At 69.5% G+C, this 24,123-nt stretch carries 24 protein-coding genes; 8 read left to right on the top strand and 16 right to left on the bottom strand.

Annotated elements, in window-relative coordinates; translation table 11 throughout:
* Positions 1-7: 7 nt before the first annotated feature.
* Entirely contained in the window at positions 8-739 is a 732-nt protein-coding gene (locus AJAP_RS01110) for an acyl-ACP--UDP-N-acetylglucosamine O-acyltransferase family protein (RefSeq protein WP_038507494.1), read from the bottom strand.
* Positions 740-897: 158 nt separating this feature from the next.
* Between AJAP_RS01110 and AJAP_RS01105 the strand changes: the two genes are divergently transcribed.
* Genes AJAP_RS01105 through AJAP_RS01095 form a run of 3 tightly spaced genes read left to right on the top strand, consistent with a single transcriptional unit; the run spans position 898 to position 3,486 of the window.
* A complete protein-coding gene (locus AJAP_RS01105) occupies positions 898-2,004 on the top strand; it encodes a DegT/DnrJ/EryC1/StrS family aminotransferase (RefSeq protein WP_038507491.1) in 1,107 nt (368 codons plus the stop codon).
* Positions 2,001-2,960 (top strand): Gfo/Idh/MocA family protein, encoded by a 960-nt coding sequence (locus tag AJAP_RS01100; protein WP_038507488.1) that lies wholly within the window; start codon positions 2,001-2,003, stop codon positions 2,958-2,960. Before AJAP_RS01105 ends, AJAP_RS01100 begins: the two co-directional genes overlap by 4 nt.
* 31 nt (positions 2,961-2,991) lie before the next feature.
* Positions 2,992-3,486, top strand: coding sequence for a hypothetical protein (locus AJAP_RS01095; protein WP_038507485.1), 495 nt, complete (start codon positions 2,992-2,994; stop codon positions 3,484-3,486).
* Here the strand turns inward: AJAP_RS01095 and AJAP_RS01090 are convergent.
* From AJAP_RS01090 to AJAP_RS01055, 8 genes are all read right to left on the bottom strand, one after another.
* Positions 3,476-4,213 carry a lipase chaperone gene (locus AJAP_RS01090; RefSeq protein ID WP_038507482.1) on the bottom strand — a complete coding sequence of 246 codons (738 nt, stop codon included), beginning with the start codon at positions 4,211-4,213 and terminating at the stop codon, positions 3,476-3,478. The genes AJAP_RS01095 and AJAP_RS01090 overlap by 11 nt on opposite strands.
* Positions 4,210-4,719, bottom strand: a complete 510-nt coding sequence (locus tag AJAP_RS01085) for a SigE family RNA polymerase sigma factor (protein ID WP_037333490.1) — start codon at positions 4,717-4,719, stop codon at positions 4,210-4,212. The genes AJAP_RS01090 and AJAP_RS01085 overlap by 4 nt, the downstream gene beginning before the upstream one ends.
* A 46-nt stretch (positions 4,720-4,765) precedes the next feature.
* The gene (locus AJAP_RS01080) at positions 4,766-5,326 is read right to left on the bottom strand and encodes a copper resistance CopC family protein (RefSeq protein WP_038507479.1); all 561 of its coding nucleotides are present in this window, start codon (positions 5,324-5,326) and stop codon (positions 4,766-4,768) included.
* Between the two features lie 159 nt (positions 5,327-5,485).
* Positions 5,486-5,824: a Uma2 family endonuclease gene (locus AJAP_RS01075; protein WP_228694833.1), complete on the bottom strand. Its 339-nt coding sequence runs from the start codon at positions 5,822-5,824 to the stop codon at positions 5,486-5,488.
* A 267-nt stretch (positions 5,825-6,091) separates the two neighbouring features.
* A complete protein-coding gene (locus AJAP_RS01070) occupies positions 6,092-6,718 on the bottom strand; it encodes an acyltransferase (RefSeq protein WP_038507474.1) in 627 nt (208 codons plus the stop codon).
* Positions 6,705-7,901: a glycosyltransferase family 4 protein gene (locus AJAP_RS01065; RefSeq protein ID WP_038507471.1), complete on the bottom strand. Its 1,197-nt coding sequence runs from the start codon at positions 7,899-7,901 to the stop codon at positions 6,705-6,707. Before AJAP_RS01065 ends, AJAP_RS01070 begins: the two co-directional genes overlap by 14 nt.
* Positions 7,902-7,927: 26 nt before the next feature.
* On the bottom strand, positions 7,928-8,857 hold the full coding sequence (locus AJAP_RS01060; protein WP_038507469.1) for an NAD-dependent epimerase/dehydratase family protein: 930 nt from the start codon (positions 8,855-8,857) through the stop codon (positions 7,928-7,930).
* 7 nt (positions 8,858-8,864) lie between these two features.
* Entirely contained in the window at positions 8,865-9,995 is a 1,131-nt protein-coding gene (locus tag AJAP_RS01055; protein ID WP_038507467.1) for a DegT/DnrJ/EryC1/StrS family aminotransferase, read from the bottom strand.
* A 104-nt stretch (positions 9,996-10,099) separates the two neighbouring features.
* On the opposite strand from AJAP_RS01055, the gene AJAP_RS01050 reads away from it, so the two are divergent.
* Positions 10,100-13,222, top strand: a complete 3,123-nt coding sequence (locus tag AJAP_RS01050) for a BTAD domain-containing putative transcriptional regulator (protein ID WP_038507464.1) — start codon at positions 10,100-10,102, stop codon at positions 13,220-13,222.
* On the opposite strand, the gene AJAP_RS01045 is transcribed toward AJAP_RS01050, so the two are convergent.
* Positions 13,201-13,887, bottom strand: coding sequence for a hypothetical protein (locus tag AJAP_RS01045; protein WP_038507461.1), 687 nt, complete (start codon positions 13,885-13,887; stop codon positions 13,201-13,203). The genes AJAP_RS01050 and AJAP_RS01045 overlap by 22 nt on opposite strands.
* Entirely contained in the window at positions 13,884-14,102 is a 219-nt protein-coding gene (locus tag AJAP_RS01040; protein WP_038507458.1) for a hypothetical protein, read from the bottom strand. The genes AJAP_RS01045 and AJAP_RS01040 overlap by 4 nt, the downstream gene beginning before the upstream one ends.
* Positions 14,103-14,245: 143 nt before the next feature.
* Between AJAP_RS01040 and AJAP_RS01035 the strand changes: the two genes are divergently transcribed.
* Together AJAP_RS01035 and AJAP_RS01030 are read left to right on the top strand one after the other, a co-directional pair.
* The gene (locus AJAP_RS01035; RefSeq protein WP_038507455.1) at positions 14,246-15,343 is read left to right on the top strand and encodes a C45 family peptidase; all 1,098 of its coding nucleotides are present in this window, start codon (positions 14,246-14,248) and stop codon (positions 15,341-15,343) included.
* Entirely contained in the window at positions 15,340-16,875 is a 1,536-nt protein-coding gene (locus AJAP_RS01030) for an MFS transporter (protein WP_038507452.1), read from the top strand. The genes AJAP_RS01035 and AJAP_RS01030 overlap by 4 nt, the downstream gene beginning before the upstream one ends.
* 69 nt (positions 16,876-16,944) lie before the next feature.
* Here the strand turns inward: AJAP_RS01030 and AJAP_RS01025 are convergent, their stop codons facing one another.
* Positions 16,945-17,436: a nuclear transport factor 2 family protein gene (locus AJAP_RS01025; RefSeq protein WP_038507449.1), complete on the bottom strand. Its 492-nt coding sequence runs from the start codon at positions 17,434-17,436 to the stop codon at positions 16,945-16,947.
* A complete protein-coding gene (locus tag AJAP_RS01020; protein WP_038507446.1) occupies positions 17,433-18,029 on the bottom strand; it encodes a TetR/AcrR family transcriptional regulator in 597 nt (198 codons plus the stop codon). The genes AJAP_RS01025 and AJAP_RS01020 overlap by 4 nt, the downstream gene beginning before the upstream one ends.
* An 80-nt stretch (positions 18,030-18,109) precedes the next feature.
* On the opposite strand from AJAP_RS01020, the gene lhgO reads away from it, so the two are divergent.
* Positions 18,110-19,306: an L-2-hydroxyglutarate oxidase gene (gene lhgO, locus AJAP_RS01015; protein ID WP_038507443.1), complete on the top strand. Its 1,197-nt coding sequence runs from the start codon at positions 18,110-18,112 to the stop codon at positions 19,304-19,306.
* Here lhgO and AJAP_RS01010 read toward each other — a convergent pair.
* Genes AJAP_RS01010 through serS form a run of 3 tightly spaced genes read right to left on the bottom strand, consistent with a single transcriptional unit; the run spans position 19,303 to position 22,658 of the window.
* Positions 19,303-20,307, bottom strand: a complete 1,005-nt coding sequence (locus tag AJAP_RS01010) for a DUF3558 family protein (RefSeq protein ID WP_038507440.1) — start codon at positions 20,305-20,307, stop codon at positions 19,303-19,305. The genes lhgO and AJAP_RS01010 overlap by 4 nt on opposite strands.
* Before the next feature lie 47 nt (positions 20,308-20,354).
* On the bottom strand, positions 20,355-21,365 hold the full coding sequence (locus tag AJAP_RS01005; protein ID WP_038507437.1) for a DUF3558 family protein: 1,011 nt from the start codon (positions 21,363-21,365) through the stop codon (positions 20,355-20,357).
* 24 nt (positions 21,366-21,389) lie between these two features.
* Positions 21,390-22,658, bottom strand: a complete 1,269-nt coding sequence (gene serS / locus AJAP_RS01000; RefSeq protein WP_073846028.1) for a serine--tRNA ligase — start codon at positions 22,656-22,658, stop codon at positions 21,390-21,392.
* Positions 22,659-22,791: 133 nt separating this feature from the next.
* Between serS and AJAP_RS00995 the strand changes: the two genes are divergently transcribed.
* The gene (locus AJAP_RS00995; RefSeq protein ID WP_038507434.1) at positions 22,792-24,075 is read left to right on the top strand and encodes an aspartate aminotransferase family protein; all 1,284 of its coding nucleotides are present in this window, start codon (positions 22,792-22,794) and stop codon (positions 24,073-24,075) included.
* Positions 24,076-24,123: the final 48 nt, after the last annotated feature.

Here is a 24,123-nt window from a genome sequence, read left to right as displayed (position 1 = left end):
CGTACTCCTAATGATCGTCGCGTGGACGGGCGTCCCACGCCTTCACCAAGGTAGAGAGGTCGCCGGGCAGCCGGTCGGCCAGCCCGTCCTCAGGGAGACCGGCCTTACCCTTCAGCCACGGTCCCAGCGCCTCGATGGCGGCCTCGTCCAGGCCGCGGCGGGACAGGCCCACCGTGTTGACGCCGGTCACCCGCGCGGGGTTGCCCACGGCGATGGTGAACGCGCCCACCTCCTTGCGGACCGCGGAGCTCATCCCGACCATCGCGCCGGGGCCGATGACGACCCGCTGGTGCAGGATCGCGCCCATGCCCAGGTTCGCCCCGGACCAGATGTGGCAGTGGCCGCCGGTGATGACGTTCGACGCGACCGTGACGGCGTCCTCGACGAGGCAGTCGTGGGCGATATGCGAGCCGCGGAGGAAATAGCCGCCGTCGCCGATGGTGGTGGTGCGCCAAGTGCCCTGGTGGACGCTGACGTACTCGCGGATCCGGTTCCGGCTGCCGATGACGACACCGTGGCCGTCGTGATCGGGATCACCGTTCGGCGCGCTTTCCCAGGCGGCGGGGTGTTCGCGGCCGCGGTCCTCGCCGGGGGTCCCGATGGTCACGTGCGGGCCGATCCAGTTGCCGTCCCCGATCCGGGTGGGGCCCACGACGACCGTGAACGGTCCGATGACGTTGTCGTCGCCGAGCTCGACACCCTCGCCGATGACTGCTGTCGGGTGGATGCGGTTCACCACGTGAAGATCCGTTCGTTGTGGCTGGAGGCAGCCTGGGGTAATGGGCGCTTCGGCGGTCCCGGTAACGTGTGGCCCGCGCCAGAGGGGGCGGCCGGGCGCAGAACCGGCGGCTCACTGTACCGGACGCACCAGAACGCCCAGTCGAGAGAGACTTGCAGATGATCCCCATTACCGTGGTCGACGTCCGTGACGCGGAGGACCTCGTCGTCGAGGTGCTGCGATCCGGCGCCATCGCACAGGGACCGATGGTCAAGCGCTTCGAGGACGCGTTCGCGAGCGTTTCCGGCACGAAGCACGCGATCGCCGTCAACAACGGCACCACCGCGCTGGTCGCCGCCATCCAGGCGCTCGACCTCAAGCCGGGCGACGAGGTCGTCACCTCGCCGTTCACCTTCGTGGCGACGCTGAACGCGATCCTGGAAGCCGGCGCGACCGTCCGCTTCGCCGACATCCGGCGCGACGACTTCGCGATCGACCCGGACGCCGTCGCCGCCGCGATCACCGACCGCACCAAGGTCCTCATGCCCGTGCACCTCTACGGGCAGACGGCCGACATGGGCAAGCTCGCGCCGCTGGCCGCCGAGCACGGCCTCAAGATCATCGAGGACTCCGCGCAGGCCGTCGGCGCGTCGTTCCAGGGCAAGCCGTCGGGTTCCTTCGGGATCGGCTGCTTCTCCTTGTACGCCACCAAGAACGTGACCACCGCCGAGGGCGGCGTGATCACCACGGACGACGACAAGCTGGCCGACAGCCTGCGGGTGCTGCGCAACCAGGGCATGCGCGCCCGGTACCAGTACGAGGTCGCCGGGCACAACTACCGGATGACCGACCTGCACGCCGCCGTCGGCATCCCGCAGCTGGAGAAGCTGGACCAGCTCACCGCCGCCCGCCAGGCCAACGCGAAGCGCCTTTCCGAAGGCCTCGCCGGCACCCCGGGTCTCGACATCCCGCAGGTCCTGCCGGGCCGCGAACACGTGTGGCACCAGTACACCGTGCTGGTCGGCCCGCACGCCTTCCTCTCGCGTGACGAGCTCGCCGCCGCGCTCACCGAGCGGGGCATCGGCAACGGGATCTACTACCCGAAGATCGTCTTCGACTACGACTGCTACCGGAACAACCCGCTGATCCCCGACGCGAAGGTCGAGGACTTCCCGGTGGCCGCTTCCGTCGCCGCGCAGGCGCTTTCCCTGCCGGTGCACCCGCACCTTTCCGAGTCCGACCTGGACACCATCATCGAAACGGTTCGCGAGGTACTCGGCGCATGACCACCCACAAGATCGCCCTCATCGGCACCGGGAACATGGGCTCGCTGCACGCCCGTGTCCTCGCCGCGAACGAGCGCGTGGACCTCGTCCGCGTGATCGACCCGCGCGAAGAGGCGGGCCGCAAGGTCGCCGATCGCTACGAAACCCAGTGGACGCCCGAAATCGGCTCGCTGTCCGATGTGGACGCCGTCGTGCTCGCTTCGGCCACCGAGGCGCATTACGAGCTGGCGCAGGAGATCCTGGGCCAGGGCAAGCCGATGCTGGTCGAGAAGCCGGTGTGCAACAGCCTCGAGTTCTCCCAGGAGATCGTCGGGCTCTCGGCGAAGAAGGGCATCCCGCTGATGTGCGGGCTCCTGGAGCGCTACAACCCGGCCGTGATGACCGCGCGGGCGCTGGTCAACGAGCCGATCCACCTGATGGCCCGCCGCCACGGCCCGTACGCGCCGCGGATCAAGACCGGTGTCGCGTGGGACCTCCTGGTGCACGACGTCGACCTGGCGATCCAGTTCTTCGGCGGCGCGACCCCGCAGCGGGTCGCCTCCGGTGCCGGCTACTTCCACCCGAGCTCCGTCGAAGGCGCCGAGGACACCATCGAGACGGTGCTGTCGTTCGAGTCCGGGCTCGCCACGGTTTCGGCGTCCCGGCTCGGCCAGCGCAAGGTCCGTTCGCTGTGGGTGTCCGAACTGGACCGCATGATCGAGATCGACCTGCTCCGCCGCGACGTCACCATCTACCGGCACGTCTCGCACGACTCGGTCACCGAGGACGGCCTCGGCTACCGGCAGCAGACCGTCATCGAGATCCCGGAACTGGTCACCGCGCGCGAGCCGCTCGCGACGCAGCTGGACCGGTTCGTCGACCTGCTCGAAGGCAAGGTCGACGTGGACGTCGAGCGGGACCTGATCCTGCCGTCGCACGCCGTCGTCGACCAGGTGCTGACGCAGGCCGCGGCCTGACCTTTCGCGGCGGGGGCGCTATCTTGCGCTGGTGCCCAAGACCCTGAAGCGCGCGACGACCGTACTCGCGCTGGCGGCCCTGACGTGGATGATCACGTCAGGGCTGCTTTCGCTCCTCGACGCCGCGTTGACCGCGGACGCCGAAGCCGCGGAGGGCATCCGCCTCCGCTCGGAGGACACGGACCCGCCGGTCATCGTCTGGATCCTCGTGATCGGCGTCGTCCAGATGGCGCTGTGCCTGCTGACACGCTCGGGCCGGAGCTGGGCGCGCGTGCTCCTCACCTGCTCGGCGGCCCTCGTGAGTCTCATGTTGCTGATCACCGTGGTCCACGCGGCGGTGACCATCCTGGACGCGACCGCGGCGGGCGAGGGCTGGCGACTGCCGGTCCCGGGGATCGTGCTCGTCGTGATCGACGCGTTCGCCCTCACGGGAACGGTGCTCGGACTCGTCGGGTTGTACCGGCCCTCGGTCAACGCCTATTTCGCCGAAATCCGGCGACAGCGCCCTGAGTCGCTCACTTCGTGAGCCGCTGGCCTTTCGCGTCGTACGCGACGAGCGGGGTCAGCACGTACGGCGACTCCACCTGGCCGGGGCTGAACCAGAAGATGACGACCGACGGGTCCTCACTCCACGGGATCACCTTGGCCTCGACCGGTTTCCCGCGGACGGTGCTGGTGACCCGCACCGCCGGACCGGAGAAGTAGCCGAACACCGGCACGAACGTCCCCCGGATCACGTCGCCGCCGTCCACGGCGTGGAAGCCGAACGACCGGTCCGATCCCTTGAATTCGTTGGCGGCCAGGAGCGCCTCGTACTCGCCCGCGCCGGTCCGGTACGCGACCTGCAGGCCGAACCGGACGTCCGGCATCGACGGCTCGTCGATCTCGGACGCGTAGATCACCAGCTCACGGCCACCTTCGCCCTTGTACCCGAGCGGGATCACCTCTCCGAACGGAGCGTCCGAGGGTGCCGCCGTGATCGACGGGCTCACCGGTGCCGGAGCGGGGGCGGACGCGACGGGCGCGCTCGCGGCGGGTGGAAGCGGCTGCTGAGCGGGCTCCCGCAGCGCGACCGCGCCGACGATGACCAGCACTGTCACCACGGCGGCGGCGACCCCGCCCGCGCCGGTCGCGAGACGGCGGCGACGGCGGATACGCCTGCCCTTGGTCATGATCGCGCCGAGGTCGGGTTCGGCGAACCCTTCGGCGGGCGGTTCCCGCAAAGCCGATCGCAGCGTCTCGAGGTCGGTCATCGTCCCAGCCCCCCGATCAGTTCCGTTCCGTCCTCCGCGGTGATCCGCAGTTTGGTCAGGGCGCGGGAATTGGTGCTCTTCACGGTGCCGACCGAGACACCCAATTCGCCCGCCACGTCGGATTCCTTCAAGTCGAAGAAGTGCCTGAGCACCACGACGGCTCTCTCCCGGTCTGTGAGCGTACGCAACGCGTCAAGCAGCCATTTCCGCTGGACAACGGCACCGGCGACGTCCATGCCGCTCGGCTGCTCGGGGATGTCCTCCGTGGCGTTCTCGCGGATCGGGCGCCGCCAGCCGTCGATGACGTGGTTGACGAGCACCTGCCGCGCGTACGCGTAGGCGTCCTTGCGGCGTACCCGCGACCAGGCCGCGTACGTCTTGGCGAGCGCCGTCTGGGTGGCGTCCTCGGCTTGATGACGGTCGCTGGTGAGCAGGAAGGCCGCATGCTGGAGACGGGTCGCCGAGTTCCGCACGAACTCGACGAACTCGTCATCGCCGCGAGCCACCCTGGTCCTCATCTCCGTTCGACGGTTGACCACCTGAAAGGTTGCTTCAGTCCTTCCGGCGAGTGAACCGGAGCGCGACTACGATCCCCGCCACGACCACGGCCACCGCGAGGACGATCCACACCCAAGTGGGCACGAGGTCTTCGGGAGTGGTCTCGCCGGCCTGCGGTGCCGGGGCAGCGCTGCTGGCCGGAGCCTGGCTGCTCGTCGGGGCCTGGCTCGTCGGGCTCGGTGCCGGCGCGCTGAGGTTGAACTTCACCGAGCCGCTCGTGGCGTGCGTGTCCTCGAAGGTGACCTTGTAGCGGAGCGTGTACTCGCCCGCGGGGCCGACGGCCTGGACCGGCGCCGTGACGACCGTTCCGGCGACCTCCGCGCGGCCGACCGTCCACGACGCGTTCTCGGGGCCGGTGATCTGGATCGGGTTCTGGTCGGCGAGGGTGACCGGGCCCGAGAAGGTCAGCTTGATCTGCGTCGGAGGCGTCGCCAGCGAAGCGCCCCTCGCCGGGTCACTGCTCTTCAGTTCCGAATGGGCCAGCGCCGGGGACGCGGTGCCCAGCAGGGCCAACCCGGTGACCAGCAACGACGCACCGAACCGCTTGAACCTCATCAGACACCCTTCTCACCGGGGAACTCCCCCGCCGAGCCTAGTAGTCGGGCCGGGAAGGGCGTTGGTTCCGGCTCGTGATCAGGGGCGCTGCAGCCTTGTCGAATGTCATGAACGACCCTTTCCTGACGTTTTTCGTCAGGAAAGGGTCGTTCATGACATCTAGGGGCGCTGCGCGTGGCGGGTGGTCAGCGCGTCGAGGTCGAGCGTGAGCGGAGTGCCGTCGAAGTCGAGGCTCACCTTGCCGGTGTGCTCGCCGAAGTTCTCGTACTCGCCGTCGATCAGGCGGTACGTGGTCATGCTCGCCGGTTCTTCGAGGTCGACGATCCAGTAGTGCTCGATGCCGACTTCGGCGTATTCGGAGAACTTGGTGACCCGGTCGGTGCGGACGGTTCCCTCGGAGAGCACCTCGATGACCAACCGCACGTCCGACGGCGAGGCTCGGCGGACGTTCAGCTCGGTCGAGCTCGTGACGAGTACGTCCGGCACGCGAATGGTCAACGGCTCCTCGGCGAGCAACAACCAGCCTGGGCTGAAGGCTCCCTTCGTCGCGTCTCATGCGGCGAAGGGAGCCTTCGCCCCACGCCACACGCGCCGTCCGGTCGAACGCGCACAATCGTCGAAGCGCCAGCGGGCAGCCGGTGCAGTGGGTCGTAAGACCGCACTCGCGTGATCGAAGCCGGAACTCGCGTGATCAGAGGCGGAACACCGAGTGCGGCATCCAATCACGCGAGTCACGTGCCTGATCACGTGACGGCGGCCCCGGAGCTACTCCGTGAAATCGCCTGCCGGGGCGCCCCAAGAACCAGCGGCGTCCCCGCGTTCCTCGGCCAGCGCCCGCCGCCGCGCGTTTTCGGCGCGCACACGCTCCACTTCGGACTGGATGTACTCGTCGTCGTACTTCTGGAAGACGCGCGCCGGGTTGCCCGCCACCAGGCTGCGCGGCGGGACGTCCTTGGCGACCACGGAATTCGGCTGCACGGTGGCGAAATCGCCGATCGTGACGCCGGCCATGATCACCACGAGGCCGCCGATGAAGCAGCCTTTGCCGATCTTCACGGGTTTGCGTTCGATGAGGTCGCTGCCCGAGTGGTTCTGCAGCGTCATGTTCGCGAGCCAGCTGGAATGCGTGAAGATCAGCGTGTTGAGGCCGATGCTGGTGTGCTCGCCGATCTCCAGCCCGCCGCTCGCGTCGAGCGCCGCGCCTTCGCCGATCCAGCAGTGTTCGCCGATCTTCAGGTTCTCCGGGCTGATGATCTTCACGCGTTCGCGGACCCGGGTCGACTCCGGCAGCCCGTAGAAACGAGCGCGCTCGGCGTCGTTCATGTACTGCGAAACGAGTTCGGTCAGGATCTGCGGGCGCAGCCGGTTGCTGCGCTCGTCATCGAAGAACATCGGCCTCGGTCACCAGTTTCTCGAAGGTACGCAGGTGTTCTTCGGCGACGACGTCGAGGCCGAAGTTGGCCCGCACCATCGCGCTTTCCCGCTGTGCCACCAAAGCCCGCTTCTCCGGGTCGTCGAGCAGTTCGATGACGGTGTTCGCCACCGCCTCGCTGTCGTCCGGGCGCACCAGCAGGATGTTCTCGCCGTTGCGCAGTTCGATGCCCGGGTAGTTGTCCTCGGTGACCGAAGCGATGGTCGCGGTACCCGAGAGCATCGCCTCCAGCGACGCGGTGCCGCAGCCGCCGTTGAGGTCGTGCGTGACGATGTCGGCGGCGGCGAAGTACGCGGGCACGTCCGCCTTCGGCACGGCGCCGGTGACGATGATGGCGTCCGCGACCCCGAGTTCTTCCGCTCGCTTGAGGAAGACGTCGTGATACACGCGGCCGACGACGACCACCTTCACGCCGGGGTGTTTGTCCAAAATGGACGGAAGTGCTTCGACCAGCGGCAGCCGATTGCGCAGCGGGATCACGTGCCCGAGCGAGACGATCACCGGACCGTCGCCGAGTCCATGCTCCGCCCGGACATCCTTCGTCAAAGGCTTCTCGAAGTTCCCGGTGTCGACGGCGATCGGGAAGTAGTCCGAGTTCGCGTCGCTCGTGCCGTAGCGCTCGACGCAGTAGTCGACGCCGAGCTTGTCGAGGATGACGTACCGCGGCTTGAGGTAGCGCAGGATCGGGTTCACCAGCACGGTGTCCAGGAACCGGAAGACGCCGCCGTACAGCTTGTTGTCGCTGATCAGCAGCGTGTGGATGGTCAGCAGCATCGGCAGCTTGTGCCGCCGCGCGTACCGTCCGGCCAGCCACGACAGGTCGAAGAACTGCCCGTGCAGGTGGATCGCGTCGGGCTTGAACTCGTCCAGCAGCTTCCGCAGCCGTCGCCAGTTCCCCGGCCGCAGCGAGGCGAAGCTCATGTCGAAGTCGATCGACAGGCCCAGCTGCGGCATCTTCACCGCGGGCAGGCGGACGACGCGGTAGCCGTCCTTCGTCTCGTCGGCCGGGGCGTCGGCGTACGCGGCGGTGATCGCGAGCACCTCGTGCCCGCGCGCCGCGTACTGCTCGGCCAGGGAAGCCGCCATGTGCGCGCTTCCGCCCACCCTCGGCGGGAAGAAGTTGTTCACCACGGCGATACGCATGGGGCGGCTCTCCCCTGGCCCGGCACTCACTCCGAAGCCTTCACCAGTTCGTACATGCCTTCTTCCACCGAGATCTTCGGCTCCCAGCCGAGGATCTCGCGGGCACGGGTGATGTCGGCGGCACGCCGCGAGACCAGCACGTCGCGCTCGTTGAACAGCGGCTCGACGTTCACACCGACGGCGTCGATGAGGATCTTCGCCAGCGTCGCGATGGAGGTGTCGATACCGGTGCCGATGTTGATCGGCACGTTCGCCTTCTCCGATTCCAGCGCCGCGACGACGGCGCGGGCCAGGTCGGTGACGTGCACGAAGTCCATCGATTGGTCGCCGCGGCCGTCGATGATCGGCGGCTGACCCGCGCGCAGGCGCTGGATGAAGTGGTTGATCACCGACGTGTAGTAGGCCTCGATCTTCTGGCCGGGGCCGTACACGTTGAAGAACCGCAGCGCGTTCCAGGACAGGCCCTTGGTGCGCTCGTAGAAGCCGAGCATGTCCTCGCCCGCGCGCTTCGAGATGCAGTACGGCGTGAGCGGCTTGAGCTCGTCGTCCTCGTGCATCGGCAGCCGCTTCGGGTCGCCGTAGACGGACGCGGTCGAGGCGAACACGACCCGCTCGACGCCCTCGTCCGCCGCAGCGGCGAAGACGTTGTGGTTGCCGACCATGTTGATGTCGATGGACTCGTGCGGGTCCGCGACCGACTTGTTGATCGACACGGTGGCGAAGTGGATGACGTGCGTGCAGCCGCGCATGGCCTCACGCACGGCGCCGCCGTAGCGCACGTCCTTCTCGACCAGTTCGACCTTGCCGGTGGCGACGAACTCGTTGATCCTGGCGCGGTCGCCGCGCGTCATGTTGTCGAAGACGCGGACGGTGTAGCCGCCTTCGATCAGCATCGGGATGACGTGCGCGGCGATGAAACCGCCGCCCCCGGTGAAGAGGACCTTCTTGTCGGGCATTTCTCTCCTAGCTCGGCAGTGCGGCGCTGACGGTCCCGATGACCCGGTCGACCTGGGCATCGGTGAGGTTGGCGTGCATCGGGATGGCGAGATGACGGGCGAAGAGGTCCGCCGATACCGGCAAGGTCTGCTTCTTGCCGTAGATGGGTTGGAGGTGCGAGGCGTAGGTGCCGAAGTTGCACTGCACGCCTTGCTCGCGGATCCGCAGCGCGAGCGCGTCGCGGTCGATCTCCGGGGCCACGGTGAGGATGTAGGCCTGCCACGGGTGTTCGCGGTCCGGCAGTTCCACCGGGACGTCGATGCCGGGCAGGTTCTCGAACGCCTCGTGGTAGCGCTTGGCCACCGAACGGCGGGCCGCGAGCAGGTCCGGGAGGCGGTCGAGCTGGACGTTCATGATCGCGGCCTGCACGTCCGAGAGCCGGAAGTTGTAACCCAGCTCGTGGAACTCCGGGATCGGCAGCGCGCCGGAACCCTCGCGGGTGATGGCGGGCTCGATGCCGTAGGTGTGCAGCTTGCGCGCGTGCGCGATGAGGTCTTCGCGGTCCGAGACCAGCGCGCCGCCTTCGCCCGCGGTGATGCCTTTGCGGCCGTGGAAGGAGAACGCGGCGAGGTCGGCGAGGCTGCCGGCCGGGCGGGTCTTGTACGTCGCGCCCGCGGCGCAGGCGGCGTCCTCGAAGAGCCACAGGCCGTGCTTGTCGGCGATGGCGCGGTACTCGTCGAAGTCACCGGGCTGCCCGGCCACGTCGACGGCGAGGATGCCGACCGTGCGCGGGGTGATCAGCGCTTCGATCGACGCCGGATCGGCGCTCCACACGTCCGGGCGGATGTCCGCGAACACCGGGGTCGCGCCCGCCTGGAGCACGGCGTGGCCGGTGGCGGGGAACGTGTAGTCGCCGACGATGACCTCGTCGCCCGGCTTCACGCCGAGCACACGCAGCCCGAGGAAGAGTGCCGAGCCACAGTTGCTGGTGGTCAGGGCGTGCGCGGTGCCGACGGTCTTCGCGAAGCGTTCCTCGAAACGGCGGCAGGCGGGACCGGCACCGGCCAGCCAGCCGGACCGGAACACCTCCGCCACCGCGGCGAGCTCTTCGTCGCCGACGGTCGGCTGACCGAGGACCACAGGTTCGTGCTCAGACATACCTCTCCCATTGCGTGGGGACCCGGCGAAGTGTATAGACGCCATTCGGCGGATCTCGGGCGGGCTGGATCCGCCCAGGTAAACGACGTCCTACTCTTGAGCTCATGCGATTCGGCGTTCTGGGGGCGACGGAGGTGCGCCGCGAGGACGGCACCACCGTCCCGGTCGGCGGCCCGAGGGTCCGGACGCTGTTCGCGTTGCTCGCGCTGGAGGCGGGCCGCGTCGTCCCCGCGGAACGGCTCATCGACGGTCTCTACGGCGAGCAGCCACCCGATGGAGTGGCGAACGCGCTGCAGTCGCAGGTCTCGCGGCTGCGTGGTGCGCTGAAGGAGCTCGCGCCCGTCGAGTTCAGCCCGGCGGGTTACCGCCTCGTCGTGGACCGCGACGACGTCGACGTCCACCGGTTCGAGCGGCTCGCCGCCGAAGGACGGCGCGCTCTCACTGCGGGAGACGCCGCGAAGGCGGCCGAGCTGCTTCGTGACGCTCTCGGTCTCTGGCGCGGTCCGGCGTTCGCGGACATCACCGACGCGCCGTTCCGTGATCCGCAGGTCACGAGGCTGAACGAGCTGAAGACGTCCGCGATCGAAGACCGCGTCGAGGCCGAACTCAAGCTCGGGAGACACGAAGACGTCCTCGCCGAGCTTCGCGAGGTCATCGACGAGCAGCCACTGCGGGAACGGCCACGCGCGCTGCTGATCCGCGCCCTGCACGCCGCGGGCCGTCAGGCCGACGCGCTCACCGCGTTCGAGGACGCCCGCCGGGTCCTGGCCGACGAGCTCGGCGCGGACCCCGGACCCGACCTCGCCGCCGCGCATCTGGCCGTGCTGCGGGGTGAGACGCCGCCCGTCAAGACCACAACCGCGCCGCTTCCCGCGCAGCTCACCAGCTTCATCGGCCGCGAAGGCGACCTTCGGCACGTGCTCGACCAGCTGGACCGTTCGCGCCTGGTGACGCTGACCGGCCCCGGCGGGACGGGCAAGACCCGGCTGGCCATCGAGACCGCGGCCGCGATGGACCTTCCGGCGGTCTTCGTCGAACTCGCGCCGTACACCGAGGACGCCGACGTCGCGCACGCCGTGCTGACCGCCCTCGGCCTGCGGACGGTCGCGCTCGGGGCGGTCACCGCGCCGGTGGAGACCGCGCCGCTGGAGCGCCTGATCGCCGCGCTGGCCGATCGGGCGGTACTGCTGGTGCTCGACAACTGCGAGCATCTGGTCGAGGCCGCCGCGAAACTGGTCGCCCGGCTGCTCGGCGCCGCCGCGGCGCTGCGGGTGCTCGCCACCAGCCGCGAACCGCTGGGCATCACCGGCGAGATCGTCTCCCCCGTGCCGCGGCTCGCCGTGCCGCCGCCGGGCACGCCACCCGCCCGGTCGCTGGAGTTCGCCGCCGTCCGGCTGTTCGCCGACCGCGCGCGGGCGGGTGATCCGGGATTCGCCGTCGACGACACCACCGCGGGCGACGTCCAGCGGATCTGCGCCGCGCTCGACGGGTTGCCGCTGGCCATCGAACTCGCCGCCGCACGCGTGCGGACGCTGCCGATCGGTGAGATCGCGGCCCGGTTGGACGACCGGTTCGGCTTGCTGTCGCGAGGCAGCCGGACCGCCGAGACCAGGCATCGCACCCTGCGCGGTGTCGTCGAGTGGAGCTGGGATCTGCTCGACGAGGACGAGCGTCTGCTGGGCAGGCGGCTGACGGTCTTCGCGGGTGGGACGACGCTGGCCGACGCCGAAGCGGTCTGCGGCGTGCCGGACACCGCGGAGCTGCTTTCGTCCCTTGTGGACAGATCACTCGTCGAACGCGGCGGCGACCGGTACCGGATGCTCGAAACGATCCGGGCCTTCTTCGCCGGGAAGCTCACCGAAGCGGGCGAAGCCGACCGGATGCGGCGCGCGCACGCCGAGCATTTCCTCGCCCTCGCCGAGGAAGCGGATCCGATGCTGCGCACCGGCGACCAGCTGCGCTGGCTCGACCGCCTCGACGCCGCCTATGACGATCTCCTCGCCGCGTTGCGCTGGGGCGCGGAATCCGACGTGCGCGTCGCGCTCCGGCTTTCGGCTTCGATGGTGACGTACTGGTGGATGCGCGGTCGCCGGTTCGAGGGCTCGACGCTCTGCTTGGAAGTGGTCAAACGCCTCGGCGAACGGGCGCCGGACGGTCTCGAAGAGGAGCACCAGCTCTGCGTGCTCACCGCCGCCGCGGGATTGCGGGGCCATGAGGCGCTCGACCGGCACCTGCCGCTGGTGGAAGGCCTCATGTCGAGCCTCGTCAAGGCACCCCGGAACCCGGCGCTGCTGCTGTTGATGGGTGTCGTGACCGGCCCGCCCGGTGACGACGACGCGCTGCTCGAACGCAGCCGGGTGCTGCTGGCGAACAGCGACGACTGGAGTCTCGCCCTCTCGCCGACCGGCTACGGCCTCCGCGCGCTGATGCAGGGCGATCTCGAAACGGCGGAGGAATTCCTGCGCGAGGGGGCAAAGGCGTTCCGCTCGATCGGGGAACGCTGGGGCCTTTCCATGGCCCTCGATCACCTGTCACAGGTCCTGATCTGGACGAACCGGCAGGCCGAAGCCCTCGAAACGATGAACGAGGCCCTGCGGCTGATGCGGGAGCTCGGCGCCTCCGACGACAACGCGGACCTGCTGTGCCGTCGCGGCGGCAGCAAACTGCTTCACGGTGACGCGGCGGGCGCGCGGGCGGATTTCGAACTCGCCATCGAGATCGCGCGCCGGGCCGGGATGCCCGAAAGCCGGGCGGCCGGATATGTCGGGCTGTCGTTCCTCGCCCGGCACGAGGGCGATCTGGCGGCGGCCCGCGCGTTGAGCGAACGCGCGCTCGCGGAGTGTTCCGGTGGTTCGTTCGCGGCCGAAGGAGTGCGTGCCGGCGCGAAGATCTCCCTCGGCTGGGTGCTGGCCGCCGAGGGCGACGTCGACGGGGCCGAGGAGCTGCACCGGCTGGCGCTGGTGTCGGCGGACCGCTGGCACGACAGCACCACCATGGCCTGCGCCGTCGAAGGCCTCGCCGGGGTCGCGCTGCTGCGCGGCGACGCCGAGCGGGCGGCGGTCCTGATCGGGGCGGCGGTGACCATCCGGGGCACCTCGTTCGCCGTCGATCTGGACGCCGCCCTGCTCAGGACGACCGTGCGGGAGCGGCTCGGCGACGATTTCGACCGGGCCTATCGCCGAGGGCTCGGTGTGCGCGGCGCCGCTCAATTGACCGGGAAACTCTGACCGCCGGCCAGCTGGATCCCCTGCGGCGCGAAGCGGCCGATGGCATCGGCGAGGTGACGCTGGTCGAGTTCGCTGTCCTGGACCGCGACGTACAGCGGTGCCGCGTTGACCGGGACGGCGCCGAGCCGGGTCATCCCGGGGCCGACCGGATCGATGGTGAGCCGGGCGACGTCACGCCATGGCACGACGGTCCGCTCGATCCGGACGCCTACCGCGTCCAGTTCGAAGAGCACCCACTGCTGGTCGTGCAGCGACTTCACGTAGGCGATGGTGCCGACGCCGCCGGCGATCAGGACGACGCGCAGCGCACCGGGCGCCTCGATCGAACCGAGCAGGGCGGCGATCCCGAAGAAGGCCACCAGGAGCCCGGTCAGTTTCGCGGCGCCGACCAGGCCCGCGTTCGGCTTGTGCACCCGGAACCGCACGTTGCGCGTCAGGTGTTTGGTGAGCACACCGCCCCCGACCGCGGCGGCCAGCCCGAGCATCGTCACCACCAGCGAAACCGGCGAGAAGTCCGCGAAGACGTTGTACCCGGCGATCAATGCGACAAAGCCGCCCACGACGGCCAGCATCAGCGCGAGCTTTCCCTTGCGCACGTCCTGTTCGCGGCGTTGGAGCGAGGCCTGGTCCGGTGCGGCGAGGAAGCCGCCGTCGATGTTCCTCATCGGGCATCACGCTGAGCTTCGGCGGCCGCGCGACGCTCACGCTGGCGGCGGTCGAGGACGTACAGCAGGGCGCCGGCACCGGCGCTCACGACGGCGTAGAGCAGGTCCTGCAGGCCGTCCTCCGGGTAGCCGGTGGAGAACTCGACCATCGCGAGCGCGACGAAGAGGACGCTGATGACGGCCCCGCCGATGATGTACACCTTGTTGCTGAGCATGGTTTCCCTCGCTTGTCGTTGCCTTGGTGAGATCACTTTCGCGCGGGGCACATGACATTCCGATGACAAACACTGTCAAGCACTGACAAGCGCTGACAGCGTTCGGTGCGCGGACGGTCAGCGGTCGCGGAGACCCTCCGGACATGACTTACGCAGCTGGATCTCCCGAAGACTTCCTCGCCGTGCGGCATCTGACGTTGCGCGGCTCCCAGGCCGAGATCGGCCGGGCGCTCGGTGCCGAAGTGAAGGCGCGCTCGGACTGGTCGCCGTCGGCGATCGACCCCATCGCGGCCAGGGCGCGGCGCACCTGGTTCGCGCGGAACTGGCCCGAGTACGCCGGACGCCTGGCCGGGTTCGCCGAGGCCTACGGGCTCCCGGCCGACGCGGCGGTCTCCTTGGACGACGCGAGCGCGTTGCCCGCCGGGTCGGGGTGCTCGGCGCTGTGGACGGGGAGCGCGCTCGGCCGGAACTACGACTTCTTCACCATGAGCTGGACCCAGCTGGGTGCGGCGCTGGCCGGGGAGGAGCCAGTGGACGACGGGACCGTGCCGATGGCGTCACGCCCCTATGTCCTGACGACGATCCCCGACGACGGCATCGCCTCGACCGCGCTCACCATGTCCACAATGGACGGTGCGACCGAGGGGGTCAACGAGGCCGGGCTGGTCGTCGCGCTGCTGATGGCCGACGTCGAAACGGCCGCGCCGCTGGAACACGATCCGGGCCCGCAGGCGGGTCTCTCGGTCATGCAGGTGTGCCGGTATCTGCTGGACACCGCCGAAAACCTCGACCAGGCCAAAGAAGCGCTGATGCTCGCCAAGCAGTACGCGCACGGCGCGCCCTGTCACTACATCGTCGCCGACGCCTCGGGCCGCGGTTTCGTCTACGAGCGCGGGGCGAACGACATCGAGTACTTCGTCGAGGTCGCCGACGGGCCGCTGTGCGTCACGAACCACCTGCTGCACCTGCACCCGGACGTCGACTCGCTGCCGGAGGACACGCCGGAGACCATGCGCACCTACGAGCGGCTGCGCACCGTCACCAAGGAAGCCGGCTCCGGGCCGCGCGCCGCGCTCGACACGGTGTCGTTCGCGGTCGAGCCCGGCGCACCGTGGCGGACGTTGTGGCGCAGCGTCCTCGACCCGGCGGCCCGCACCCTCAGCACCCGGTTCTACCTGGGTGACGGCGAGAACGGCACCGCGCGGCACTCGCCGGAACTCACCTTCGGGGTGTCGCGGTGACCATCGGCAAGGGCCGCAAGATCGGCACCGTCGCGGTCTGCGTGCTGGCGCAGCTGCTGATCGCGATCGACCTGACCGTGCTGCATCTGGTGCTGCCGTCGCTTTCGGAGCAGATGCACCCGTCGACGACGGAGCTGCTGTGGATCGCCGACGCGTACGGCTTCGCACTCGCCGGGCTGCTGATCACGATGGGGAACATCGGCGACCGCGTCGGCCGGAAGAAGCTGCTGCTGATCGGGGCGTCGCTGTTCGGGGTCGCTTCGGTGATCACGGCGTACGCGCCGACGGCGGAACTCCTGATCGCCGCCCGCGCGCTGCTCGGGGTCGCCGCCGCGACGCTGATGCCGTCGACCCTCTCGATCGTGCGGAACGTGTTCACCGGCAAGGAACGCGCGGCCGTGATCGGGGTTTCGAGCGGGCTGACGATCCTCGGGTTCGGCATGGGGCCGCTCGTCGGCGGGTTCCTGCTCGACCATTTCTGGTGGGGTTCGGTGTTCCTGGTCAACGTGCCCGTGGTGGTGGTCATGGTGATCGCGGGCGCGTTGATCCTGCCCGAATCGAAGAACCCCGCCCCTGGCCGGATCGACGTCGTCAGCGTGCTGCTGTCGATCGCCGGCATGGTCGGGATCGTCTACACGATCAAGGAAGTCGCGTACAAGGGCTGGGGGCATTGGGACGTCGCGGTCGCCGCGGTGCTCGGGCTCGGCTGCCTGCTGGCGTTCGTCCTGCGGCAACCGCGGCTGGCCGAACCGCTGATGGATCTGAAGCTGTTCGCGCGGCGGGCGTTCTCGGCGACCGTCGGCACCACGATCCTGGCGATGTTCGCGCAGCTCGCGGTCTCGCTGATGTTCGCGCAGTACCTGCAGCTGGTGGCGGGCTGGTCACCGCTGAAGTCCGGGCTCGCCGGGCTGCCAGGGATGGGCGGCGCGATCGTCGGCGGGGTGCTCGCGCCCATGGGGATCAAGCTCTTCGGGCGCGCGATCACCATCGGGCTGGGTTGCGCGCTGTCGGCGATCGGGTTCGCGTTGTACTCGGGGATCGGCGTGACGATCGTGTACACGGATCTGCTGGCCGCGATGATCGTCTTCGGCGTGGGGCTGGCGCTGATCCTCACCGTCGCGACGGACACGGTGCTGGGCGTCGTGCCGAAGGCCAGGGCGGGCGCGGCGTCGGCGATCTCCGAGACGGCGACCGAACTCGGTGGGGCGCTGGGGATCGCCGTCCTCGGCAGTGCGCTCGGCGCGCTGTACCGGAGCGAACTCGTCATCCCGCCGGGCGTACCGCCGGAGGCGATCTCGGACACCCTCGGCGGGGCCGTCCAGTTCGCGGCTCAGCTGCCGCCGGACCAGGGAGCTTTGGTCCTGGCCAACGCGAAACTGGCGTTCGTCGACGGGCTGCAGGTGACGATGCTGTGCTCGGCGGGGTTGATGGCGGTGCTGGCGGTGAGCGTCCTGTTCACGTTGCGCGGGGTGCCGAAGGTCCTCGAAGACCCCGAAGAGGAGGCTGCTCCGGTCGCTGCCCCGGTGGGCTGAAGGGGCCCTTCACCGCATAAGACGCGGTGAAGGGCGCTTTCCTCGCATGAGATGCGGGGAAAGCTCCCTTCAGCCCCTCGGGCCAGCGAGCGGGACGGCGCGCCGGTCGCCCGACCGCACCATGGCCAGCAGAGGTTTCGCGGCCACCGCGAGCAGCCGGGCCGCGAAGGTGCGGCCGTTGCGGCGCGCGATGTCCGGGCCGAAGGCGTCCATCAGCGCGACGAGCCCGGGCAGCGGCCGCACGAACAGCGTCACTTCGGTGATCAGCCCGTCTTCGCCGATTTTCAGCACCGCCGCCTCTTCGATCTCCTCGTCGCCGATGCGCGCGGTGTAGACGACGACGCGCGTCTCGCCGTCGCCGGTGTCGGTGTGGAACCGGACATCGCGCAGATGCGTGTACGCGACTTCCAGCAGCGGCCCGAGTTCCGCGTGCCCGGTGAACCGGACCCGGCTCGTCAGCGGTGAGTGCACCACGACGTCCGGCGCGAAGGCGCTCAGCGCCAGGTCCACGTCCCGGGTCTCGAGGGCGCGGCGATACCGCTCGGTGGTTTCGATGCTCATCGGTCCTCCTGGATCAGATTCCCCAGTCCGCGCCACAACAGATCCGTCGTGAGCGCGACGACTTGCTCCCGCGGGATGTCGCGGTTGTCCCACCACCAGGTGGCGATGGCGTTCAGCGCGCTCTTCGCCGCTTCGGCGAGCGCTTCGTTCGCGCGGTCGCGCGGCAGGTCCGCGGTCAGCGCCAGGCCGGGGACCTGGCCGAACACCTCGGTCAGTCGCGCGGTCGACCTGGCCTGGCCGCGCCGGTGCACCTCGGCGACGCCCTCGTCGGACGGCGTCTCGGCGAAGATCATCCGCCAGCCGCGTTCGTTCGTCTCCATCCAGGCGAAGATCGCCGCCACCCTGGCGCGCAGCAGCCCCTCGGCGGTGTCCGACGGCGGCAGGTCGGCCCAGCCGGCCAGCAGACTGTCCACTTCGGACTCCAGCAGGCCGGCGTACAGCGCCGCCTTGGAAGGGAAATGGTCGTAGAGCACGGGCGTGCTGATCCCCGCGGCCGTCGCGACCTCGCGCATCCCCGCCGCGTCGTACCCGGACGCGGCGAACACCCGCGCCGCCGCGGCCAGGATGCGCTCCCGGCGTTCTTCCCTGCTCAACCGCTTACCTGACATCGGTCAGGTAAGCTACCACCTAACCTGACAGCTGTCAGGTAGCGCTCCGGGTAACCTGGTCGATCGTGCGCACAGTCGTAGTCATCGGGGGCGGGATCGTCGGTCTCGCCACAGCCTGGGAACTGACCAAACGGGGTCTGGACGTCACGGTGCTCGAGAAGGAGGAGCACTGGGCGGCCCACCAGACCGGGCACAACTCCAACGTCGTGCACGCCGGGCTCTACTACAAGCCGGGTTCCTTCAAGGCCAGGATGTCCACCGCGGGCAATCGGTCCATTGTGGACTTCGCCCGGCAGTACGGGGTGCCGGTCGAGGTGTGCGGCAAACTCGTCGTCGCCACCTCCGAAGCGGAGCTTCCGGCGCTCAAGGTGCTCGCCGAACGCGCGGAGGCCAACGGGGTCCCGGCCAAGCTGATCACCCCGAGCGAGGCCCGCGAGTACGAGCCCGAGGTCTCGTGCGTCGCCGCGTTGCGCGTGGAGTCCACCGGCATCATCGACTTCGCGGGCGTCTGCGCCGCGCTGGTGCGGCTGCTCGACGAGTCCGACGCCGACCTGCGGCTCGGCACGCCCGCGCTGGGGATCCGGCCCGGCCGCACCGGCGGCGTCGAGGTGGCGACCGGCGACGACGTGATCCACGCGGACGCCCTCGTCAACTGCGCGGGCCTGCACGCGGACCGGGTCGCCCGGCTCGCCGGGCTCACCCCGAGCGCGCGGATCGTGCCGTTCCGCGGCGAGTACTACGAACTGAAGCCCGAACGCCGCCATCTGGTGCGGGGCCTGATCTACCCGGTCCCCGACGCGTCGCTGCCGTTCCTCGGCGTGCACCTGACCCGCATGCTCGACGGCAGCGTGCACGCCGGCCCCAACGCCGTGCTCGCGCTGCGGCGTGAGGGCTACACCTGGCGCGACGTGTCGGCGAAAGACCTCGCCGAGGTCGCCCGTTTCCCCGGTGTCTGGCGGCTCGCGCGCAAGTACGCGTACCCGACCGGGCTCGACGAGGTCCGCCGGTCGTTCTCCCGCCGCCGCTTCGCCGAAAGCCTCGCGCGGCTCGTGCCCGCCGTCACCGAGGACGACATCGTGCGGCACGGCTCCGGGGTCCGGGCACAGGCGCTGCGCCCGGACGGCGCCCTCGTCGACGACTTCCTGATCGAGACCGCGCGGAACCAGGTGCACGTCCTCAACGCACCCTCACCGGCGGCGACCAGCGCGCTGGAGATCGCGAAGCACATCGCCGACGAGGTGACCGGCCAGGCCGTGTCCTAGGACGACGGCGGCAGGTTCGTGTTCAGCAGCGGAACCGCGGCCTTGATCACTTCGCACGCCTTCGCGGGGTCGTCGAGGTTGCCCGCGATGATCGCCACCGTCGACGTCGCGGTGATCGCGATACCCGCCGCGCACAGTTTGCTGCCCGACTCGGTGTAGATCTTCCACTTGCGACCGCCCGACTCGAAGTCCTGCGGTTCGCCCTGCGAGATCAGCGTCGGAGTCTCGTCCATCGCCGTCGCCGGGTAGAACCAGAGGTCGAGCGCCTTTTCGCCCTTTTCGCCGTCGGTATCGGCCCATTCGCAGCCGACCTGGTTCGGATCCGAGGTGGACTTCATCGGTTCGCCGGTGGGGGCGAGCCGCAGCTGGGCGGTCTGCTCGGGCTTGAGCATGGCGCACGGGTCGGTGCTCACGAGCGGACCGCCCGGCTCGGCGGGCTTCTGCCCCGGCGGGGCGGTGATCTGCGGGTTCTGCTCCCCGCCCGGCAGCTTCGACGCCACGGCCGGGGCCGCCGCCTTGGCGAGGTCGCACGCGTTGCCCTCGGTGTGGTCGGGGCTCTCGCTGGAGATCTCCACGAACGAGTCCGGCGTGAGCTCCGTGCTCAGCGAGCAGTAGGTCGGCCCGAGGATGGTGGCGTACCGCGTCCAGGTGAAGCCGCCGATGCCGAACTTCTCGCCGGACTGGGCGCCGTTCATGTACTCGTTCACGGACAGGTCCTTGCTCAACGCGACCTCGAGGCTCGACGCCTTGCGCACGCCCTCCAGCTCGCGGAACCGGCAGACCGCGGGCACCTTCTGTTCGGGTTTGGCGGGGCGCTCCGCTCCGGGATAGGTGACTCCCAGCGCGTTCGCGTGCTCCTCCGAGAGCAGTGTGCACGGCTCGGCCTTCGTGATCACCGGTCCCTGTCCGGGCACCGGCGCAGCCGTACCGGCGATCGTCGACGTGCAGCCGCCGAGCGTCAGCACCGCCAGCCCGATCGCGAGCGAGTTCCGAAACCGCATGCGTCCCCTCCTCATCGGCTCGCACACTACTTGTGCGCGGCCGCCGTTCACGAACCGGCGGGCAGCGCGGCGCTCACCGTCGGCAGCGCGGCCCGCAGCAGGTCACAGGCTTTCGTCTCGTCGTCCCAGTGGCCGCTGGACACCTTCACGGTGGACGTCGCGGTGATCGGCAGCGCGGCCGTGCAGTACTTCGTGGCGGCGTCGGAGCGGACCGTCCACTTGCGACCGGCGAGGTCGGTCTCCTCGGGGGTGCCCTGCAGCCCGGCGACGTCGGCGACGGCCGTCGACGGGAAGAACGTCACGTTCAGCGGACGCTGCCCCTTGTCGCCGTCGGAGTCCTTCCACTCGCAGCCCTTGTCCTCGGGATTGGCCAGGTTGGCCGGATCGACCGGGGCGCCCTGGGCGATGGCCAGCTTCGCGGCTTCGTCGGGCTTCAGCAGCGTGCACGGGTCGACTTGCAGCAACGGCCCGGAAGGCTCGGGTTTCTTCTGCCCCGGCGGCGCGACGATCTTCGGGTTCGGCTGGCCGCCGGGCAGCCTCGACGCGATCGCGGGGGCCGCGGCGAGCGCGAGATCGCAGGCCGTCGACTCGGGCGCGCCCGTCTGGGTCTCGCTGCCGATTTCGACGAACGAGGACGGCCCGAGTTCCGTGCTCAGCGAGCAGGCCGTCGGGCCGAGCGGGGACGCATAGCGCGTCCAGGTGAAGCCGCCGATGCCGTACTTCTCACCCGGCTGGGCACCGGCGTAGAAGTCGTTCAGCGGGATGTCGACGCTCTGCGTGATCGAAAGGGACACCCCGCGCGGCGAATCGTCGCGTTCGGACAGCAGGCACATCGGCGGGAGCTTCTGTGCCTGGTTGCCCTTGGTCTCGACGCCCGGCAGCTTGAGCGCCAGCGCGTCGGCGTGTTCGGGGGTGAGCAACGAGCACGGCGCCGCCTTGGTGAGCACCGGCCCCTGGCCGGGCACCGGCGACGCCGTACCCGAGATCGTCTCGGAACATCCGCCGAGCAGGAGGACCGCCGCGAACAACGCGGTGATCGGTGTGCGACGGCGGTTCATCGGGGTCCCTCCTCGGTGCGGACCCTACTTCGATGTCGGCGTGAGCACCTCGGTTCCGCCGAGGAAGGGACGAAGCGCCTCCGGCACCCGGACCGAACCGTCTTCGAGCTGGTGGTTCTCCAGGATCGCGACGATCCACCTGGTGGTGGCGAGCGTGCCGTTCAGCGTGGCGACGGTCTGCGGGCGGCCGTCGTCGTCGCGGTAGCGGATGCCGAGGCGGCGGGCCTGGAACGTCGTGCAGTTCGACGTCGAGGTCAGCTCGCGGTAGGTCTCCTGCGACGGCACCCACGCCTCGCAGTCGAACTTCCGGTACGCCGACGTGCCGAGGTCGCCGGTGGCGGTGTCGATCACCCGGTACGGGACCTCGATCTTGGCGAGCATCTGCTCTTCCCAGTCCAGCAGGCGCGCGTGCTCGGCCTCGGCGTCCTCGGGACGCGTGTAGACGAACATCTCGACCTTGTCGAACTGGTGCACGCGGATGATGCCGCGGGTGTCCTTGCCGTACGAACCGGCCTCGCGGCGGTAGCAGGAAGACCAGCCCGCGTACCGCTTCGCGCCCTTGCCGAGGTCGAGGATCTCGTCGGCGTGGTAGCCGGCGAGCGGGACCTCGGAGGTGCCGACGAGGTACAGGTCGTCGTCGCGCAGCCGGTAGACCTCCGACGAGTGCGCGCCGAGGAACCCGGTGCCCGCCATGATCTCCGGCCGCACGAGGGTCGGCGTGATCATCGGGGTGAAGCCGTTCGCGGTCGCCTGCGCGATCGCCATGTTCAGCAGGCCGAGCTGGAGCTGGGCACCGACGCCGGTGAGGAAGTAGAACCGCGAGCCCGACACCTTCGCGCCGCGCTCCATGTCGAGCGCGCCGAGACCCTCGCAGAGTTCGAGGTGGTCCTTCGGCTCGAAGTCGAACTTCTTCGGCTCGCCGACGTGCTTGAGCACGACGTAGTCGTCCTCGCCGCCTTCGGGCGCGTCGGGGTGGACGAGGTTCGGCACCAGGCGGTGCAGCTGCTCGAACTCCTCCGACGCCTCGGTCTGCTCGACCTCGGCCGTCTTGACCTGGGCGGCGAGCTCCTTCGCCTTGGCGAGGAGCTCGGCCCGCTCGTCGCCCTGTGCCTTCGGGATGAGCTTGCCCAGCGACTTCTGCTCGGCGCGCAGCTTGTCGGCGGCGGCGATGGAGGACCGGCGGCGGGAGTCGAGGGAGAGCAGCTTGTCGACCACTCCTTCGTCCTCGCCACGGGCGCGCTGCGATGCGCGCACGACGTCCGGTTCATCGCGCAGAGTCCTGGGGTCAATCACGAGTGCTGAGGGTAGTCCGTGCTGGTCGAACAAAATGTGCGGGTCCGGGCGGATAACCCGACAGTCTGATCGTTGCCGCCCGTTTCGGCCGCTCCCCATACTGAGATCTCCCTGCTGCGGACGGAGAAACCCGATGACCGATGCGGACCTGCTGGCGCGGCACAAGGCGGTACTGCCGTCGTGGCTGGCGCTCTACTACGACGAGCCGATCGAGATCGTGCACGCGCAGGACCGCCGGGTCATCGACTCGACCGGGCGCACCTACCTGGACTTCTTCGCGGGCATCCTGACGAACTCCATGGGTTACGACGTCTCGGCGATCAGCGACGCCGTGCGCAAGCAGCTCGACACCGGCATCCTGCACACGTCGACGCTGTATCTGATCCGCTCGCAGGTCGAGCTGGCCGAGCGCATCGCGAAACTCTCCGGCATCCCCGACGCGAAGGTGTTCTTCACCAACTCCGGGACCGAGGCCAACGACACCGCGCTCATGCTCGCCACCCAGTACCGGCGCAGCAACCAGGTGCTGGCGATGCGGAACTCGTACCACGGGCGGTCGTTCGCGACGGTCGGCATCACGGGCAACCGCGGCTGGTCGGCGTCGTCGCTCAGCCCGGTGAAGGTGAGCTACGTGCACGGCGGCTACCGGTACCGCAGCCCGTTCCGCGAGCTTTCGGACACCGAGTACATCGACGCGTGCGTCGCGGACCTCGTGGACGTCCTGGAGACGGGTACTTCGGGCGACGTCGCCTGCATGATCGCCGAGCCGATCCAGGGCGTAGGCGGCTTCAGCTCACCGCCGGACGGCCTGTTCAAGGCGATGAAGGAGGTTCTCGACCAGTACGGGATCCTGTTCATCTCCGACGAGGTCCAGACCGGCTGGGGACGGACCGGGGAACACTATTGGGGGATCCAGGCGCACGACGTCGTCCCGGACGCGATGACCTTCGCGAAGGGGCTCGGCAACGGCCTCGCCATCGGCGGCCTCGTGGCGCGCGGCGACCTCGTCGACTGCCTGACCGCGAACTCGATCTCGACCTTCGGCGGCAACCCGGTCGCGATGGCGGGCGCGGCCGCGGTGCTCGACCACATCGCCGACCACGATCTGCAGGCCAACGCGCTCGCCCGCGGCAACGAACTGCTCGACGGCCTGCGCGCGGCCGGGAATCCGCTGATCGGCGACGTGCGCGGCAAGGGCCTGATGATCGGCGTCGAGCTGGTCGAGCCGGGCGGCATGACCCCGAACCAGGGCGCCGCGGCGCGGATGATGGAGGAGACCAAGGCGCGCGGGCTGCTGATCGGCAAGGGCGGGCTGCACGGCAACGTGCTGCGGATCGCGCCGCCGATGACGCTGACCGCCGAAGAGGCCGCGGAGGGCCTCGGGATCATCGTGGACGCGCTGGCCGCCATCTCCTGACGAACGCCAGGAAAGGACCGTTCCTTGCAAAATTTGCAAGGAACGGTC

Source organism: Amycolatopsis japonica, from assembly GCF_000732925.1.
Lineage (GTDB): Bacteria > Actinomycetota > Actinomycetes > Mycobacteriales > Pseudonocardiaceae > Amycolatopsis > Amycolatopsis japonica.
The sequence above is the reverse complement of the archived record's forward strand: the minus strand, read 5'-3'. Positions and strand labels throughout refer to the sequence as shown.